At 69.6% G+C, this 15911-nt stretch carries 12 protein-coding genes; 7 read left to right on the forward strand and 5 right to left on the reverse strand.

From position 1 onward, the window contains the following. Window positions 1–292: transposase (locus tag BT364_RS40930; protein ID WP_143166477.1), on the forward strand; the 292-nt coding region annotated here is incomplete at its 5' end. A 155-nt stretch (window positions 293–447) separates the two neighbouring features. On the opposite strand, the gene BT364_RS12640 is transcribed toward BT364_RS40930, so the two are convergent. Continuing rightward, window positions 448–3816: a WD40 repeat domain-containing serine/threonine protein kinase gene (locus BT364_RS12640; protein WP_072485262.1), complete on the reverse strand. Its 3369-nt coding sequence runs from the start codon at window positions 3814–3816 to the stop codon at window positions 448–450. Window positions 3817–4015: 199 nt separating this feature from the next. On the opposite strand from BT364_RS12640, the gene BT364_RS12645 reads away from it, so the two are divergent. Continuing rightward, window positions 4016–4252 carry a hypothetical protein gene (locus BT364_RS12645; RefSeq protein WP_072485263.1) on the forward strand — a complete coding sequence of 79 codons (237 nt, stop codon included), beginning with the start codon at window positions 4016–4018 and terminating at the stop codon, window positions 4250–4252. A 254-nt stretch (window positions 4253–4506) separates the two neighbouring features. Here BT364_RS12645 and BT364_RS39100 read toward each other — a convergent pair whose 3' ends face one another. Next, entirely contained in the window at window positions 4507–5343 is an 837-nt protein-coding gene (locus BT364_RS39100; RefSeq protein ID WP_256259730.1) for a UvrD-helicase domain-containing protein, read from the reverse strand. Between the two features lie 66 nt (window positions 5344–5409). Here BT364_RS39100 and BT364_RS12655 point away from each other — a divergent pair, with 66 nt between their 5' ends. From BT364_RS12655 to BT364_RS12665, 3 genes are all read left to right on the forward strand, one after another. After that, window positions 5410–5790, forward strand: coding sequence for a hypothetical protein (locus BT364_RS12655; RefSeq protein ID WP_072485264.1), 381 nt, complete (start codon window positions 5410–5412; stop codon window positions 5788–5790). A 322-nt stretch (window positions 5791–6112) separates the two neighbouring features. Further along, window positions 6113–8173, forward strand: a complete 2061-nt coding sequence (locus BT364_RS12660; protein ID WP_079179427.1) for an alpha-galactosidase — start codon at window positions 6113–6115, stop codon at window positions 8171–8173. Further along, entirely contained in the window at window positions 8170–9423 is a 1254-nt protein-coding gene (locus BT364_RS12665) for an MFS transporter (RefSeq protein WP_072485265.1), read from the forward strand. Before BT364_RS12660 ends, BT364_RS12665 begins: the two co-directional genes overlap by 4 nt. A gap of 132 nt (window positions 9424–9555) precedes the next feature. On the opposite strand, the gene BT364_RS12670 is transcribed toward BT364_RS12665, so the two are convergent. After that, on the reverse strand, window positions 9556–10179 hold the full coding sequence (locus tag BT364_RS12670) for a TetR/AcrR family transcriptional regulator (protein WP_177328107.1): 624 nt from the start codon (window positions 10177–10179) through the stop codon (window positions 9556–9558). 61 nt (window positions 10180–10240) lie between these two features. Here BT364_RS12670 and BT364_RS12675 point away from each other — a divergent pair, with 61 nt between their 5' ends. Beyond that, window positions 10241–11575, forward strand: a complete 1335-nt coding sequence (locus BT364_RS12675; protein WP_072485267.1) for a GH1 family beta-glucosidase — start codon at window positions 10241–10243, stop codon at window positions 11573–11575. Window positions 11576–11628: 53 nt separating this feature from the next. On the opposite strand, the gene BT364_RS44140 is transcribed toward BT364_RS12675, so the two are convergent. Further along, entirely contained in the window at window positions 11629–12066 is a 438-nt protein-coding gene (locus BT364_RS44140; RefSeq protein ID WP_072485268.1) for an integrase core domain-containing protein, read from the reverse strand. An 18-nt stretch (window positions 12067–12084) separates the two neighbouring features. Continuing rightward, the gene (locus BT364_RS44145) at window positions 12085–12321 is read right to left on the reverse strand and encodes a hypothetical protein (protein ID WP_072485269.1); all 237 of its coding nucleotides are present in this window, start codon (window positions 12319–12321) and stop codon (window positions 12085–12087) included. Between the two features lie 540 nt (window positions 12322–12861). Between BT364_RS44145 and BT364_RS12695 the strand changes: the two genes are divergently transcribed. Then, on the forward strand, window positions 12862–15798 hold the full coding sequence (locus tag BT364_RS12695) for a SpoIIE family protein phosphatase (RefSeq protein ID WP_256259731.1): 2937 nt from the start codon (window positions 12862–12864) through the stop codon (window positions 15796–15798). Window positions 15799–15911 lie beyond the last annotated feature (113 nt).

Below are 15911 nucleotides of genomic sequence, written 5' to 3' on the forward strand. Positions count from 1 at the left end.
CTCGGAGGAGTACAAGCGGGACGCGATCGAACTCGTGCGGTCGTCGGGACGGACGGTGACCGAGGTTGCCCGGGAGCTCGGCGTCAGTTCGGAGTCACTGCGGGGCTGGGTGAAGAAGGCCCGCGCTGCCCAGGACACCGGATCGGGACCTGGTTCCGTGCGAGCGGGGCGGGCCGCCGACGATCGGGACGAGGAGCTGAAGCGGCTGCGGAAGCTGACCGCCGAGCAGGCGAAGACGATCGAGATCCTGAAAAAAGCGACTGCCTTCTTCGTGAAGGAGAGCGACCGGTGAGCAAGATATGCCGGTTCATCCACGCGGAGAAGGCGAACTATGCGGTCACGCTGCTGTCAGGGCACCGGTTCACCGCTGAGTCGAACGTCCGGGCGGGCCGGTGACCGGGTTCATCCTCGACAGTCGGCCGTGGGCTGCCTTACCTCCTGCCGCTGTCAGTGCGTCTCCAAGTCCCAGTCCATTTCCCAGCGTCGTATGGTCCCGTCCGTGTCTCCGGAGAGCACGAACCGGGCATCCGGAGCAATCGCGAGAGCCGACACCGCACCCCGATGGCCTTCCAGGACTCGCAGGCACCGTCCGGTAGCCGGATCCCAGATCCTTACGGTGGTGTCGGATCCGCCGGAGACGACGAACCGGCCGTCGGGGGTGAACCGGATCTGCTTGGACTGCACCTGGGGCACCGAGTTGACGCCGCGCGGGCTGTCGGGTTCGTCACCGAAGACGCGCAGGCACTCGCCCGTGGCGGTGTCCCACAGGCGGATCGTACGGTCGGAGTATCCGCCGGAGGACAGGGCCTGGCGGCCGTCCGGGCTCAGGCAGACCGACAGTACCCAGTGGGTGTGGCCGCGGAGCGTGTGCCGACATCGCCCGGTCTCGAGGTCCCACAGACGCACCACGCCGTCCCGCCCGGCGGACACGGCCAGGTCCCGGCCCAGCCAGACCGCCCTGGCCTCCTGGCGGAGCGGCAGCTGCCGCTCGCAGGCGCCCGTCTCCAAGTTCCACAGCCTGATCGCGTCGTGCTGGGCGATCAGAGCCAGCCTCCGGTCACAGTCGAACGCCAACGCCCCCAGAACCGGTGGTCCGCCGAGCAGTGTGGTGCGGTCACCGGTTTCGACCGACCATGTGGTCACCGCCTTGCTTGTCCGGTACATCACGCGTGCTCCGTCGTCACTGATGCCGACCGGGCCGACAGCGTGGTGCGGCTGCGCGGCCGCCACCTGCCGGCAGGTCCCCTTGTCCAGGTCCCACACCCGGACGGTGCCATCGCGCACGCTCGACGCGGCGAACCGGCCGTCCGCGCTCATGTCCAGCGAGTCCACCAGCGTGCCGGTGTCGTAGACCGTTGCGGCCCAGGCCGCACGCAGCCCGACCCGTACCACGGACTGCCCGAGTTCCCGCCATGCCGCGAGCAGCCGGGGCTCGCGCTCGTGTCCGGGCACCGCCCTTGCCTCCGCGAGAAGGTCCAGGGCTGCACGGGGGTGATCGGCCCGCAGGGCCCGGTTGAGCAGGCCGGCCGCCTCGGCGGCCCGGAGGGCCAGTTCCCCGTGCTCACGCGGCCTGCTCAGCCGGGACGGGGCGGCGTACGGCGCCGTCATCGTCCACCAGCGCAAAAGGCCGTCCTGCCACGCGGTTTGCAGGACTCCCGACTCCGCGTCGAGGTGGACCGCGAGTACCCGGGCGCCGTCCGCGCGCAGGGTGCGCAGGCACCGTCCTTCGGCGAGCGGCCACAGCCGGACGGTGTCGTCCACGTCGGTGGACACCACATAGCCGCCGGTCACCGATACCTGGGGCAGTCTGCCCACGCCGTCCAGTGTCCGGTCACGGCCCTCGGTCAACTCCCAGACCCGGATCCGGCCGTTGGAAGCAACGGCTGCTAGATCCGCGTCGGCGCTGAGAAAGGCCGAGGTGGAGCGTCCGCAGTCGTCGAGGACCTGGACGAGGCGGCCTTTGTCGACGTCCCACAGACGGGCCGTTGCGTCGTAGCGGCCCGCGGCGAGCACCAGCCGCCCGTCGTTGCTGACCGCCGCCGTCGCATGGTTGTCGTGCCCGTCGATGACCTGCCGGAGCGAACCGCTGGGGAAGTCCCAGACGAGAACGACGCCGCCGTGATACGCAACGACGGCAACCCGTCCGTCGCCGCTGAGGTGGACCGAATTCGGCCAGTGCAGAATCCGGTCCAGCCCCGTGTGGTGACGGCCGAAGACCGCGTCGAACACGCGGAGGCAGCGCCCTTCTTCCAGGTCCCAGAAACGCACCGTGCAGAACGCGGCGGTGACCGCGAACCGGCCGTCGGCGCTGATGCCGAGTTGGACGATCCCGTCGTGCGGGCCGATGGGCACCGCCGACTCCCGCAGGAGCCGTCCTTCGCGGACGTTCCACACCCGAAGCAACCCGTCGCACACGGACACCGCGCGGGTGCCGTCCTCAGTGAAGCGGATCCGCAGCGACGGATCAGCCGGCCTGACCCACATGCCGAACGACGGGTCGTACTCGCCGTCGCGCTGTCGGACGTCGTACCAAGGAATGCGGCGCGTACCGCTCGGCTGCCCGGTCCCGGACGTGATCTCCCGGTGAAGCAGCGCGTCCGCCTGGTCCTGGTCGCGGCGCTCCCGGTGCACCTCGGCGAGCAGTCGACGGGCCTCGTCGGCATCAGCGCCCACCGAGGCCGCCGCGTCCAGCGTCACGAGGACGTCCTCGTCGGTGCGCTCGCCACGGCGCCACGCCAGCAGGCCCGCGTTGTAGGTGGCGTTCAGATGCTGCGGATCGGCACCCAGAGCTGCGGCGAACATCTCGCCCGCCTCTGCCGGGCGGCCGAGGTCGAGCATGGAGATGCCACGGTTGTTCAGCTCGTCGGCCCGCAGATCCGCCGGAGCCGGGAGCACACGCCGGTACGGCGTTCCGGTCAGGCGCCGGTGGATCTCGGTGAGTTCAGCGGCGACCTCGGCCATCGACGCCGGCCGGGCCGCCGGATCCAGGCGCAGGCAACGCTCCAGCAGGGCGGCGAGCGCCGGTGGAAGCTCGGGCAGACCCGGCGTCGGCTGCTCGCGCAGGGCGGCCAGCGCCTCACCGGCCACCGCGCCGAACACCCAAGTGATCCCGCCGGCGAACATCTCCAGCACGGACGCCCCGAAGCTGTAGACGTCGGTACGCCGACCGAGCGGCTGCCCCGTCATCTGCTCGGGCGAGGCGTAGGCAGGCGTCAGTCCCGCGTTGGACACCAGAGCACTCGCCTCGGGGTGCGCGAACGCCGTCACCGGGACAGTGTCCGTGGCTGCGGCTGTGGCGCAAGCACGGGCGAGCCCGAAGTCGGTCACCTTCGCAACGAGATCGTTCGCACTGACATCCAGCAGTATGTTGGCGGGCTTGACATCCTGATGAACGACGCCCTGGTCGTGCGCGTGCTGCAACCCCCGGGCACACTGCACCGCCACATCCAGGATGCGTCCCAGCGCAGTCGTACGGCCGCCGGCGTACAGGCGTCGATCGCCGATCCAGTCACGCAGGCTGCCTCCCGTCACGTACTCGGCGAACACCCGTGGCAGCCCGTCGAGAACGCGAACATAGTGGCAGCCGCACACGTTCGGATGCAGGCCGAGCGACACCCAGATCTCCGCCTCGGCGGTAAACCGGTCCTGATCCGCCGCTGTCCGGAACAGCTCCGGCCGTGGAGACTTGACGGCGAGGTCTGTGCCCCATGCCAGGTGACGCACCCGGTACACCAGACCCATGCCGCCGTCCTCGTGTACCTCGACAACCTCGTACCGCCCGTCGACGACCTGGCCCGTGCGCCAAACCCCGCCCACGCCGTACCTCCCAACCCGCTCTGCCCCGCAGACACACACTCGCCCTGTACCGATCCACGCGAACAGCACGGCCGGCGGTTGCACGAACACTCCCGGGGCGCTGCCACCTGACGACTTCCACAGCATTCGAAGACGGTCCGGCTGGTCCGGGGGAGTGTCTGATCAACGGCGGATCTGCTGATCAAGGGAGAGACGCCACGTGAGCGAGACGACGATCGAGCACGAGTCCGTGGAGGAGCCGACCAGCGGTGGGATGCCCGCAGCCGCGTCGGACGAGCAGCTCGTCGCGATGCCGGTCGACCGGGCCCGGAGCGAGGGCCTGCAGATCATCGCCGCCGCCAACGACCCCCTCCCCCGCTCTTATCCCGGCGTGCGTGAAATCCACATCGACACCGACAACCGGTTCTTCGACCACGCCCCGCGCCGCGACAACTGACCGTCTACGCCCTGCACTTTCGCAGAAGAGCCGCGGGGGCCGGCACCCTTCCCGCCCCCGCGCTCGGCTGAACGACAGTTGACGGACTGAGCGGCGGCCTCCAGTCGGCTCTTCCAGCCGGTCCCAGGCTGTCGCCGGCCGTGGCTTTCAGCGGCGGGCTGCCCCGTGCAGGTGCCGGCGCAGCTGTGCGCGCAGTTGCGGCAGAGGGACGCTCGCGCCGAGCCGCCGCAGGAAGTCGGCGGCATCCCAGGTGATCAGGCCGCCCTGTCGGGAGAGGTACAGGCCCACCTGGTCGATGCCGAACTGGTTGTCGTAGTCGAGCAGGAGGTATCCGGCGAGCTGATAGATCTCTTCGCGGCCCAGGCGGCGGGGGTCCTTGGTGGCTTTGCAGTCCAGCAGGAGGCCGCCGAGGATGTAGTCGGCGTCGGCGCCGCCGATGTCGCCGCTGCCGGCGAAGACCGGACCGTCTCGGGCTGCGCCACCTCGCCCACACGGGAGCCGGGGCCGTGGCCGGTCAGATGCATCTCCGACTCGGCGTGTCCCAGCCACCGGTTGGCCACCTCGGCGATGGCTGGGCCGAAGCGGAAGGACTGGGTCAGGCGCAGTTGCTCGGCCGGGAAGCCGGTCATCACATCGCGCGCGTTACGCCAGCCGTAGATCTGCTGGGCCGGATCCCCGACACACACCCGCTGTGCGTCCTGGGCGAGGAAGACCTCCTCCAGTACCGGGTTGGTGTCCTGGGCCTCGTCCAGCAGGACAAAGTCCGCCCCAAGCTGCGGGGAGGTCATCGCCCACAACTTCATGCAGTGGTCGTGCTCGAACCGCAGCCGGCCCGCGGGCAAGCAGATGTCCTCCCACGCACGATGCGCGTAGGGCAGCAGAGTGCGGGCGAGATAGTCCTGGCCAGGACCGTCGAGGCCGTTGACCGGCTCCATATGGCGGGCCATGACCTGCCGGTCGGTGGTGTAGCAGAACTTGCGGACCATGCCCATCACCAGACGCGCGGCGTGAGTCGCTCCGGCGACCAGGGCCAGGTCCCGGCCGGAGGCGAACACCTCACGGGCAGCCTGCTGCTCCTTCGTCGGCTCCATGGCCGTGAATTCCTCTCTGGGGAAGCGCGGCTTCATGTACCGCAGCCCCAGAGGCTGGACCAGCTGATGACCAACCGTCAATACAACCATACGTTCGGTAGCCAGTTCTGGCCGAATTCAGGACGGGCTGCACAAGGCGGCGTCACGGACCTGGGCACCGCGCTGTTCCTCAACCACACGCCGATCGGGGACATCTTCACCCTGCCCGGCGGCTGCGGGGCGATCGGCGCAGGCGCCCTTGCCGCGGCCGGCGGCGGGCGCCGGCTGATGGCCGTCTTCATCGAGACCGCGGTGCGCTCCGGCGCGGGCAAACAGGGCCGGGCCGTGCCCTCATCCCGCCCCGGCTGCCCGCTCCCGCCCTTCGCCGGCCTCGCCGGACACCATGTCGCCCTCCGCAGGGCCGCGCGGCTGTCCCAGCGCGGCCTCGCCGTGGCCGCGGCCGTCTAGACCAATGTGCCCGCCGGCGTGGGCGGGGCTGGGGCCCTTTCTCTGGCATCCGGTCTGATACGTGATCAGCGACTCGGTGATCAGAAGGAAACGTCAGGCGCCATGGACGTCTGCCAGGTGGCGGCTCACGCTGCCCGCCACCATAGGCGGCGCTGCGGTGGCCCCGGCTGACTTTCCGACGCGTTCGCCGACCGAGCCGCGCAGAGCGCAGGGAACCACACGCCGCGAAATTCGACAGCCCCCCGCCAGGGGCTTGGCGTTGCGGGCTCGTGTGCCTAACGTATGAGCAGAACATGAGCCCTACTCACGTTTGAGGATTTGCGTGATCACTCACCACTCCGAAGCCCGCCTCTGGCTTCTGAGCACTCCCGGCACCTCTTACGCCTTCCAGCTGGACGCCGACGACGTCCCCCGGCACGTGCACTGGGGCCGGCCGCTGACCCTGGAGCAGGCCGTCGTGATCGCGGCCGACCTGCCCGACGAGGACCCCGGCAGCGACGACCCGGGGGGTGAGGAGTACGTGGTCGAGGGCGGCCTGCGGTTCGGGGCGCCCTCGCTGACCGTACGGTTCGACGACGGTGTCCGCGGCTTCGAGTGGCGGTTCCTCTCGCACACGGTCGAGGACGACCTGCTCACGCTCTCCTTCACCGACCGTGTCCGCTCCCTCGGTCTCGACCTGCACTACCGGCTCCGGGACGGCCATGACCAGATCGAGCGCTGGGCCGTCCTCACCGCGGACGAGCCGGTTGACGTCCTGCGGTTCGACTCCGCCGCCTGGACGCTGCCCGCCCGCGACGACTACCGGGTCAGTCATGTGGTGGGGGAATGGGGTCGGGAGTTCCAACTCCGGCGCGACCGGGTGCCCGTCGGGGAGACCGTGTTCACCAGCCGCCTCGGCATCACGGGACAGCACGCCGGGCCGTGGCTGATGCTCGACGCGCAGGACGCCGCCGAGGAACACGGCGAGGTCTGGAGCGCGGCCCTGTCCTGGAGCGGCAGTCGCCGGATCACCCTGCGCCGCGACGCCTACGGCCGCGCCTCCTGGACGGGCGGGTTCGGCCACGAGGGCCTGGTCTGGAAGCTGGCCGCCGGCGAGCGTCTGGAGACCCCCGTCTTCACCGGGCTGTATGCCCCCGACGGCTTCGGCGGCACCAGCCGCCGCTGGCACGCCTACGTCGAACGCGAGGTGCTGCCCGCCCGTCCTGCCGAACGCCCTTTGATCTTCAACTCGTGGGAGGCGACCGAGTTCGACATCAGCGAGAAGCAGCAGACCGAGCTGGCCGACCTGGCCGCGGGTCTCGGCGTCGAGGTCTTCGTCGTGGACGACGCCTGGTTCGGCGCCCGCACCAGCGACATGGCCGGGCTCGGCGACTGGTGGCCCAACCCCGACCGCTTCCCGAACGGCCTGGGCCCGCTCGCCGACCACGTCCGCGCGCTGGGCATGGGCTTCGGTCTGTGGGTCGAGCCCGAGGCGGTCAACCCCGACAGCGACCTCTTCCGTGCGCACCCCGACTGGATCCTCTGCCAGGACGGCCGTACCCGCACCCAGCGCCGCCACCAGCACGTGCTGAACTTCGCCCGCCGCGACGTCCGGGAATGGGCGGTCGATTGGCTGGTCAGGACCGTCACCGAGCTGGACGTGGCCTTCCTCAAATGGGACATGAACCGGCCCTTCAGCGAGGCAGGGCAGCCTGGGGCCGCCGACCCCGACCGGGTCTGGATCGAGCACACGCGCGGGGTCTACGAGGTGATGGACCGGCTGCGCGCCGCCCGTCCCGGCCTGTACCTGGAATCGTGCGCGGGCGGCGGCGGCCGGGCCGACCTGGGCGTGCTGGCCCGCGCCGACCAGGTCTGGACGTCGGACAACACCGACGCCGCCGACCGGGTCGCGATCCAGCACGGCCACTGCCAGCTGCTGCCCGCCCGGACCATGGGCGCCTGGGTCACCGACAGCCCGCACAGCTTCACCGCCCGCCCGACCTCGATCCGGTACCGCTTCCATGTCTCGATGGCCGGGGCGATGGGCATCGGCGGCAACCTGCGGAACTGGAGCGAGGAGGATCTGGCCTGGGCCCGGATGCTGGTCGAGCAGTACAAGCGGATCCGGCCCGCGGTGCACGGCGGCGTCCAGTACCGCCTGGAGCACGACGCCGTGCAGTACCTCACCGAGAACGAGGTCGTCGTCTTCCAGTTCCAGCCGTCCGCGCCGGCCCGCTCGGTCGCCCGCACCCGGCTGAAGGGCCTCGACCCCGACGCCCGCTACCGGGACGAGACCACCGGCGCCGTCCACGAGGGCGCCGTCCTGCTCAGCCACGGTCTCCCGCCGCTGCTGTCCTTCGACTGGACGAGCGAGCTCGTCCACCTCAAGAAGGTGCCCCGATGAGCCTCGCCCCCGAGGCCCTCGCCGAGCCGACCCGTAAGGTCGGCTCCGGCTGGGTCGCCCTGTACGTCCTGGCCAACGTCGGGATGTTCATCCCGCTTCAGGCGCCGACCACATTCCTGATGCCCGAGCAGATCGCCCAGATCGACCCGGCGGGGAAGGTCGGCAGCTACGCCTGGGTCAGCATGATGGGCGCAATCTCGGGAATCGTCCTCGCGCCGCTGGCCGGTGCCCTCAGCGACCGCACCACCAGCCGGTTCGGCCGCCGCCGACCGTGGATGATCGCGGGCTCGCTGGTCTGCATGGTGGCACTGGTCTGCATCGGCATCCAGACGACCGTCGCCGGGGTCGCGCTCGGCTCCCTCGTGCTGTCCGCCAGCTTCATGATCATCGGTGCCGGACTCTCCCCCGTGGTGCCCGACCAGGTCCCGGTCGCCCAGCGCGGTGTGGTGCTGGGCTGGGCCATGGTCCCGCAGGCCGGCAGCATGATCGCGGGTGGGCTACTGCTCGGGCTGGTCACGGGCTTCTCCGCGCAGTACATGCTGATGGCCGCTTTGCCGCTGCTGATAATGCTGTTCGCGGCCACCATGAAGGATCCACCGCTACCCCGCCGGCAGCGCGATCCGTTCTCTCTGCGTACTTTCCTGGACGGCTACCGAATCAACCCGCGCGAACACCCCGACTTCGTCTGGGCGATGAGCTCCCGGTTCATCATGGGGCTGGGCTACGGGATGGGCACGCTCTACCTGCCGTACTTCCTGGACGACGTACTGCACTACGAGCAGTTGTTCCCCGGCCAGTCGACCGAGGACGGCCTGCTCATCGTGATCGGCGTCAACTGCCTGGCCACGATCTCGACGGTCGTCCTCAGCGGCTGGCTCTCCGACATGCTGGGCAAGCGACGCATGCTGGTCTTCCTCGGCGGCGTCACGATGGCCGTCGCCGCGGTCCCACTCGCGCTGTCGCCCACGTGGACCATGACGCTGGTCGCAGCCGTCATCCTGGGCCTGGGCTACGGCGTGTACCTGGCCGTCGACACCGCCCTGGTCACCGAGGTGCTCCCCGCCTCGGCGGACCGCGGCAAGGACATGGCCCTGGCCAACCTGATGACCTCCCTGCCCTACGTTCTCGTTCCCCCGATCGCCTCGGTCGTGCTCGGCAGTCCGGGGGGATACCGCTCGCTGTTCCTCTGCTCCGCGGTCATGTCCGCGCTGGGCGCGGTATTGGTCTGGAAGGTCAAGGCCGTCCGCTAGCACTCAGGAGGACGGCGGCGTCCTCCGGCAGATTCAGGGCATCACCCGACGTGGCGTGCAACAGCACCCGGGCGGCTCCAGCCATTCGTGCCTCCGGCCCCGAAGCACCCCTTGACCACTACTAGTTGCCAGTCACCGGCGTCGATCGTTCAGATAGCTGTTGAGGACTCGTTTGCACTCAGCGATCAACTGGGCGTCGCCCTGCGGATCGATGCGGAAGGCGAGTTTCAGCACGCTGTCCGCGCACTCCAGAGCCACCCGCACCGCGACCTCGAATTCGGCGTTGTCCTGGGTCCCGGTCAGAGAGGCGGTCAGTGAGCGCAGCCTTCCGGCGACCGCGGTGTTGTTGTCCAGGGTCGGCTCCAGGATGTGGTCCTGTCCCGCCGCGCCGAAGTCGACCACGCCGAAACCGGCGATCGTCCGGCGCATGGTGACGAACTCGTCGACGGTCACATCCACGATGCCCGAGATGCCTTCGGGCTCCTCTCGCTCCAGCCGGTCCGCGACCCGCCCCAAGAAGGACTCCAGATTGCGGGCGGCGAGCGCACCGATCAGCCCCTCCCTGTCGGAGAAGAACTGGTAAAGGGTGCCGATGGGCACCTCGGCCCTGCGGGCCACCTCCTTGGTGGTCAGCCCTGCATAGCCGACCTCGTCCAGGAGTTCGGCGCAGGCGTCCAGCAGCCGTTCGAAGCGTTCGGCGCTGCGCTTCTGGACCGGCATTCGGCGCAGCGACCCTGCGGTGCGATCTTGATTCACGCTTCCATCATCCCATCGAACAGGCTAACGTGAGCCCTGCTCATGTTTCAGGAGGTTAGGCGTGACACTGAACCATCTCCCCGCGGACTTCATCTGGGGTGCCTCGACGGCGTCGTATCAGATCGAGGGCGCCACCAAGGAGGACGGCCGCGGACCCTCGGTATGGGACACCTTCACCGCCCGGCCCGGCACAGTCCGCGACGGGCACACCGGTGACGTGACCTGCGACCACTACCACCGGTACGAGGAGGACGTCGCGCTGATGGCCGAGGCGGGCCTCACCGGCTACCGCTTCTCCATCGCCTGGCCCCGGATCCAGCCGACCGGCACAGGTGAGGTCAATACTCGGGGTCTGGACTTCTATGACCGGCTGGTCGACGGCCTGCTCGCCCGCGGCATCGAACCTGTCCCGACCCTGTTCCACTGGGACCTCCCGCAGGGCCTCGAGGACAGCGGCGGCTGGCTGAACCGCGACACCGCGCACCGCTTCGCCGAGTACGCCGCCATCATGGCCGACAGGCTGGGCGACCGCGTCCAGAAGTGGATCACGCTCAACGAACCGTTCATCCACATGGTCTGGGGCTACGGTCTCGGCACTCATGCGCCGGGCCGCACCCTGTTCCTGGACTGCTTGCCGGTCGCCCACCATCAACTGCTCGGCCATGGCCTGGCGCTGAGGGAGCTGCGGGCGCGCGGCCTCCAGGTGCTGATCGCCAACAACTGCACCCCGGTCTGGCCCGCTTCGGACTCCCCCGCCGACCGCGCCGCCGCGCGAGCCTACGACAACCTGCACAACCGCCTGTTCAACGACCCGATCCTCACGGGCACCTACCCGGACCTGTCGGCCTTCGGCGCGGACGCGACCCTCGGCGGCTCCGTCCGGGACGGCGATCTCGAACTGATCTCGGCCCCCTTGAGCGCGCTCGGCATCAACTACTACAACCCGACCCGGATCCAGGCGCCGGCATCCGAGGGGCTGCCGTTCGAAGAGGCCCCCATCGAGGGCTACCGCCGCACCGCATTCGACTGGCCCGTCGTTCCCGACGGCCTACGGGAACTGCTCGTCGACCTCAAGGAGCGTTACCCGGCACTCCCGCCGGTTTACATCACGGAGAACGGCTGCTCGGTCGAGGACGTCGTCGACGCGGACGGCGCCGTCCTCGACCTCGACCGCATCGACTACCTGGACACCCACCTCCAGGCCGTCGACGCCTCCGTGGCCCAGGGCGTGGACGTGCGCGGCTACTTCACCTGGACCCTGATGGACAACTTCGAATGGGCCGAGGGCTTCCACCAGCGCTTCGGTCTCGTCCACGTCGACCACGACACCCAGGTCCGCACCCCGAAGGCGTCCTTCGCGTGGTACCGCGACCTCATCCGCGCTCAGCGCGGATGAATCGGCAGGAGCATCACATCCCTCTGCCTCAAGGCGACGTCAGGCGGGAGTTGTCAGCCGGGACGCCGAAGACTCCGTCGGGTTGGTCGGCCAGCGAGCGACGGGGGCGGGCCGAGCCGGTGGTGTGCCGACCCGCCTCCATTCGCTCGAACAGGCAGTAGAAGGTCGCCCGCGACGGCATCACCACCGGCGGACCCTCCAGTTTCCAGGCCTCCTGGCCGACGCGCGTGAAGTCGAGTCGTTGCAGTTCGCGCGGCGTATCGATACTCGTTGATGAGGCCGCCGAGGACCCTGGTGCGGAGCATGCTTCGGCCGTCGAGATCGCGCACGATTGCGGGCTGCTCGGTCGCGCTGGGCGGTAGCCGCTGCCGGGATCGGTGCGGCCGGTGTCCGTTGCAGTGGTCCTGGTAGTCAGTCAGGACCTTCCTGGCGTGGTTCCCGCCCAGGATCAGGACGTGGTCGAGGGCCTCGCGGCGGATGGTGCCGATCACACGTTCGCAAGGCGCGTCTCAGCGCGGTGCCCGGGGCGCGCTGAGCAGCACCTCCGTGTCCTGGGCGGTGAGGACGGCGTCGAAGGCGTCGGTGTACTTGCTGTCGCGGTCGCGTAGCAGGAACCGTGGCACGGCGCCCCGCTCGCCGAGGTCGGCAGCGATGTTCCGGGCCTGTTGTACCGCCCACTGCGCGGTGGGGTGCGTGGTCACCGTGGTGATGTGCAGTCTCCGGGTGCGGTGCTCGATGAACGCCATCGCGTACAGGCGCTTGCTCCGGGGCCGTGTCGACAGGGAAGAAGTCCGCGCAAGGATCCCCTGAGCCTGCGCGTGAGGAGTCGCGCCAGGTGGGGCCGGAGGGGCGCGGGGCCGGGTCGATGCCTGCTGCGTGCAGCATCTCCCAGACCGTGGAGGCCGCGATGGGGTGCCCAACGAAGTGCCGGGGCGACGGGGAAGACGGCGGCCCAGCGGCCACGCGGTATCAGCGAGCTGAGGGCGGCGAGCCGGAATCGGTCGGCCGGCTCATAGAGCACCCCGCCCTTCACATGCCTGCGCAGGATGGCATTCTCGTGCCGCAGCAGGTGTCTCGGCACAGTAGGACCGCGGGGACGGACAGCAGCGCGCGGGCGGTGCGGTGGAGCAGGGACACGATCATCAGGGCAGCATGACAAGTCCCCACCGAGAGGTGGGTGCTGACCAGCAGCGATGACTCTACGAGCCCCACAGGCACCCACGTCAGTGACGTCGACCAGGTCACAAAGTACAAGAGGGGCACTTGCGCTTGCCGACGCGGCTGAGATGACCACGACATCAGACGCTTCTCGGTCCGGCCTCGCCAGAGCTGTGAATAATGAGAATGTGGATATGTCCAAATTTTGGAGATCCGTACTGTCCTCCCTCCTGCCCAGTGGCTGGCACAGGCGGAGTCGGCGTGAGGTTCCGCATCCGGGAACTGGGCAGCCGACTCCGTCCGCGGGCGAGCGGGAGGTCCCGCACCGGTCGCCGGGGCGGCGCTGGTGCTTTCTGCCAAGCCCGCGGAGCGCCGCCAGCCAGGTGTTCCTCCTGCAGCTGGCGGTGGTGGTTCTGCTCGTCGCCGCGACGGTGGCGGCGCTGGTGGTGCAGGCCGGGCGCCAAGGCACGGAGCACGCCCGCGAAGAGGTGCTTGCCGTCGGTGAGGCATTCGCGAACTCCCCGGGGGTCGTGGAGGCACTGGACGGCCCCAACCCGACCGCGGAGCTGCAGCCGCTGACCAAGAAGGTCCAGCAGCGGTCCGAACTTTACGGCATTGTGGTGTCGACGCCGGACGGGATCCGCCTCGCGCACCCCGACCCGGGCCTGATCGGGAAGCATGTCATCGGCCCGTACAAGGCAGCGGCGAAGGGCAAGGCCTTCACAGAAATCGTCGAGGTAGGCCCGTCCGTATACGTATATGCGGCGGTCCCCGTCTTCAGGCCGGACGGCTCGGTCGCCGGCATCGTGTACCCCGAGATCACGCTCGAGAACGTCAACAAAGAGGTGGGGCGGCAGCTGCCGATGCTCTTCGGTGCCGCGGGTGGCGCTCTCATCCTGGCCGCGGGCGGGTCGGCGCTGGTGAGTCGGCGGTTGCGGCGTCAGACGCACGGCCTGGGCCCGGTGGAGATGACGCGGATGTACGAGCACCACGACGCGGTGCTGCACTCCGTGCGGGAGGGCGTGCTGATCATCGACGCCGACGGGCGGCTGTTGCTGGCCAACGACGAGACGCGGCGGCTCCTGGGCCTTCCGGCGGATGCTGAGCGGCGGGACGTGGGGGACCTGGGTCTGGACGGCGAGATGGCGCGGGTGCTGTCGTCTGGCGAAGCGATCACGGATGAGGTGCATCTGACAGGGGACCGGTTGCTGGCGGTGAACATCCGGCCCACAGCCCTGGCCGGCGGCCCGTCCGGCAGTGTGGTGACGCTCAGGGACACCACGGAACTGGCGGCGCTCACCGGGCGGGCCGAGGTGGCGCGGGAGCGACTGAAGCTGCTGTACGACGCTGGGGTGCGGATCGGCACCACGCTGGAAGTAGTGCGCACCGCAGAGGAGTTGACGGAGGTGGCGGTGCCGCGGTTCGCCGACACCACTGTGGTGGACCTCCTGGACTCGGTGGTACGGGGGCAGGAACCGGCGCGGGAGACGCGGCGGCAGATGCGGCGCACCGCGATCGACGGCGAGCCGGAGGCACGCACTCTGTACCCGGTCGGAGAGCTGATCACCTTTCTGCCGATGACACCGCAGATGCGGGCGATGGAGTCGGGGCGGGCCGTCCTTGAGGCGGACCTGCGGCAGGCGAGGGGCTGGCAGGAGCAGGATCCCGACCGGGCGCGGAGGACGCTGGAGTACGGGTTCCATTCGCTGGTGACCGTGCCGCTGCAAGCCCGGGGTGTGGTGCTCGGGATGGTGAGCTTCTGGCGGACGGGGAATTCGCCGGCATTCGATGAAGAGGACCTGTCCTTCGCGGAGGAGCTGGCGGCGCGCGCGGCGGTGGCCCTCGACAACGCGCGTCGGTTCACGCGAGAGCATGCGATGGCAGTGACGTTGCAGCGCAGCCTGCTGCCCCGCGGCCTGCCGAAGCAGGACGCCGTGGAGGTGGCCTGGCGGTATCTGCCAGCGGAGGCGGGGGTGGGCGGGGACTGGTTCGACGTCATCCCGCTGTCCGGGGCCCGGGTTGCCCTGGTGGTCGGAGACGTGGTCGGCCACGGCCTGCACGCGGCCGCGACGATGGGGCGGCTGCGCACCGCGGTACACAACTTCTCGGCCCTGGACATGGCGCCGGACGAGTTGCTGGCCCACCTGGATGACCTGGTCACCCGGATCGACAGCGAGGAGAGCACCGGCGAAGGCTCGGAAGACCGAGAAGGCGAGGCGGTGACAGGGGCGACGTGCCTGTACGCGATCTACGACCCGGTAACGGGACTGTGCACAGTGGCCCGCGCCGGACACCCGGGCCCGGCGGTGGTGCATCCGGACGGCACCGTCACGTATCCGGACGTGCCTGCCTCGCCGCCGCTCGGTGTGGGCGGCCATCCCTTCGAAACCGCCGAGCTGCGTCTGCCCGAGGGCTCGCACTTGGTGCTGTTCACGGACGGTCTCGTGGAAAGCCGGGACCGGGACATCGAGACCGGGCTGAATCAGCTGCGCAGAGCCTTGGAGGGCGGGGCGGGGCGCACTCCGGAAGAGACGTGCCGGGCGGCGATCGAGGCGAGGCTGCCGACGCACCCGTCGGACGACATTGCCCTGTTGGTGGCGCGGACCCGCTTGCTCGCTCCGTCGAAGGTGGCGGAATGGGACGTGCCGCCGGATCCGGCAGCGGTGGCGACGGTGCGCGCGGAGTGCGCGGTACGACTGCGTGAGTGGGGCCTTGAGGACATCGGCTTCACCACGGAGCTGATCCTCAGTGAGCTGATCACGAATGCGATCCGGTACGGGACCCCGCCGATCAGGGCCCGGTTGCTGCACAACCGCAGCCTGATCTGCGAGGTGTCCGACGGTTCCAGCACGTCCCCGCACCTACGCCTGGCCAAGACCACCGACGAGGGCGGACGCGGACTGTTCCTGGTGGCGCAGTTCACGCAGCGCTGGGGAACCCGATACACGCCCCGCGGCAAAGTCATCTGGACCGAACAACCTCTCCACGACGGCGCCGCAGCCGCCGCCACAGGCGACACACTGGCCGACGTCCTCCTCGATCAGTTCGACGACCCCGCCCACTGAACCACTTGGCCGCAGCGCAGGACGGGCCTGGGTCAGTCAGCAAGCAATCAACATGTCCGCCGACAGCCGAGACTACGGCAAGCAGCGATGCTCCCTCTGCGAGACGCTCTCTT

The organism is Streptomyces atratus, assembly GCF_900119365.1.
In the GTDB taxonomy this organism is placed as follows: domain Bacteria; phylum Actinomycetota; class Actinomycetes; order Streptomycetales; family Streptomycetaceae; genus Streptomyces; species Streptomyces atratus_B.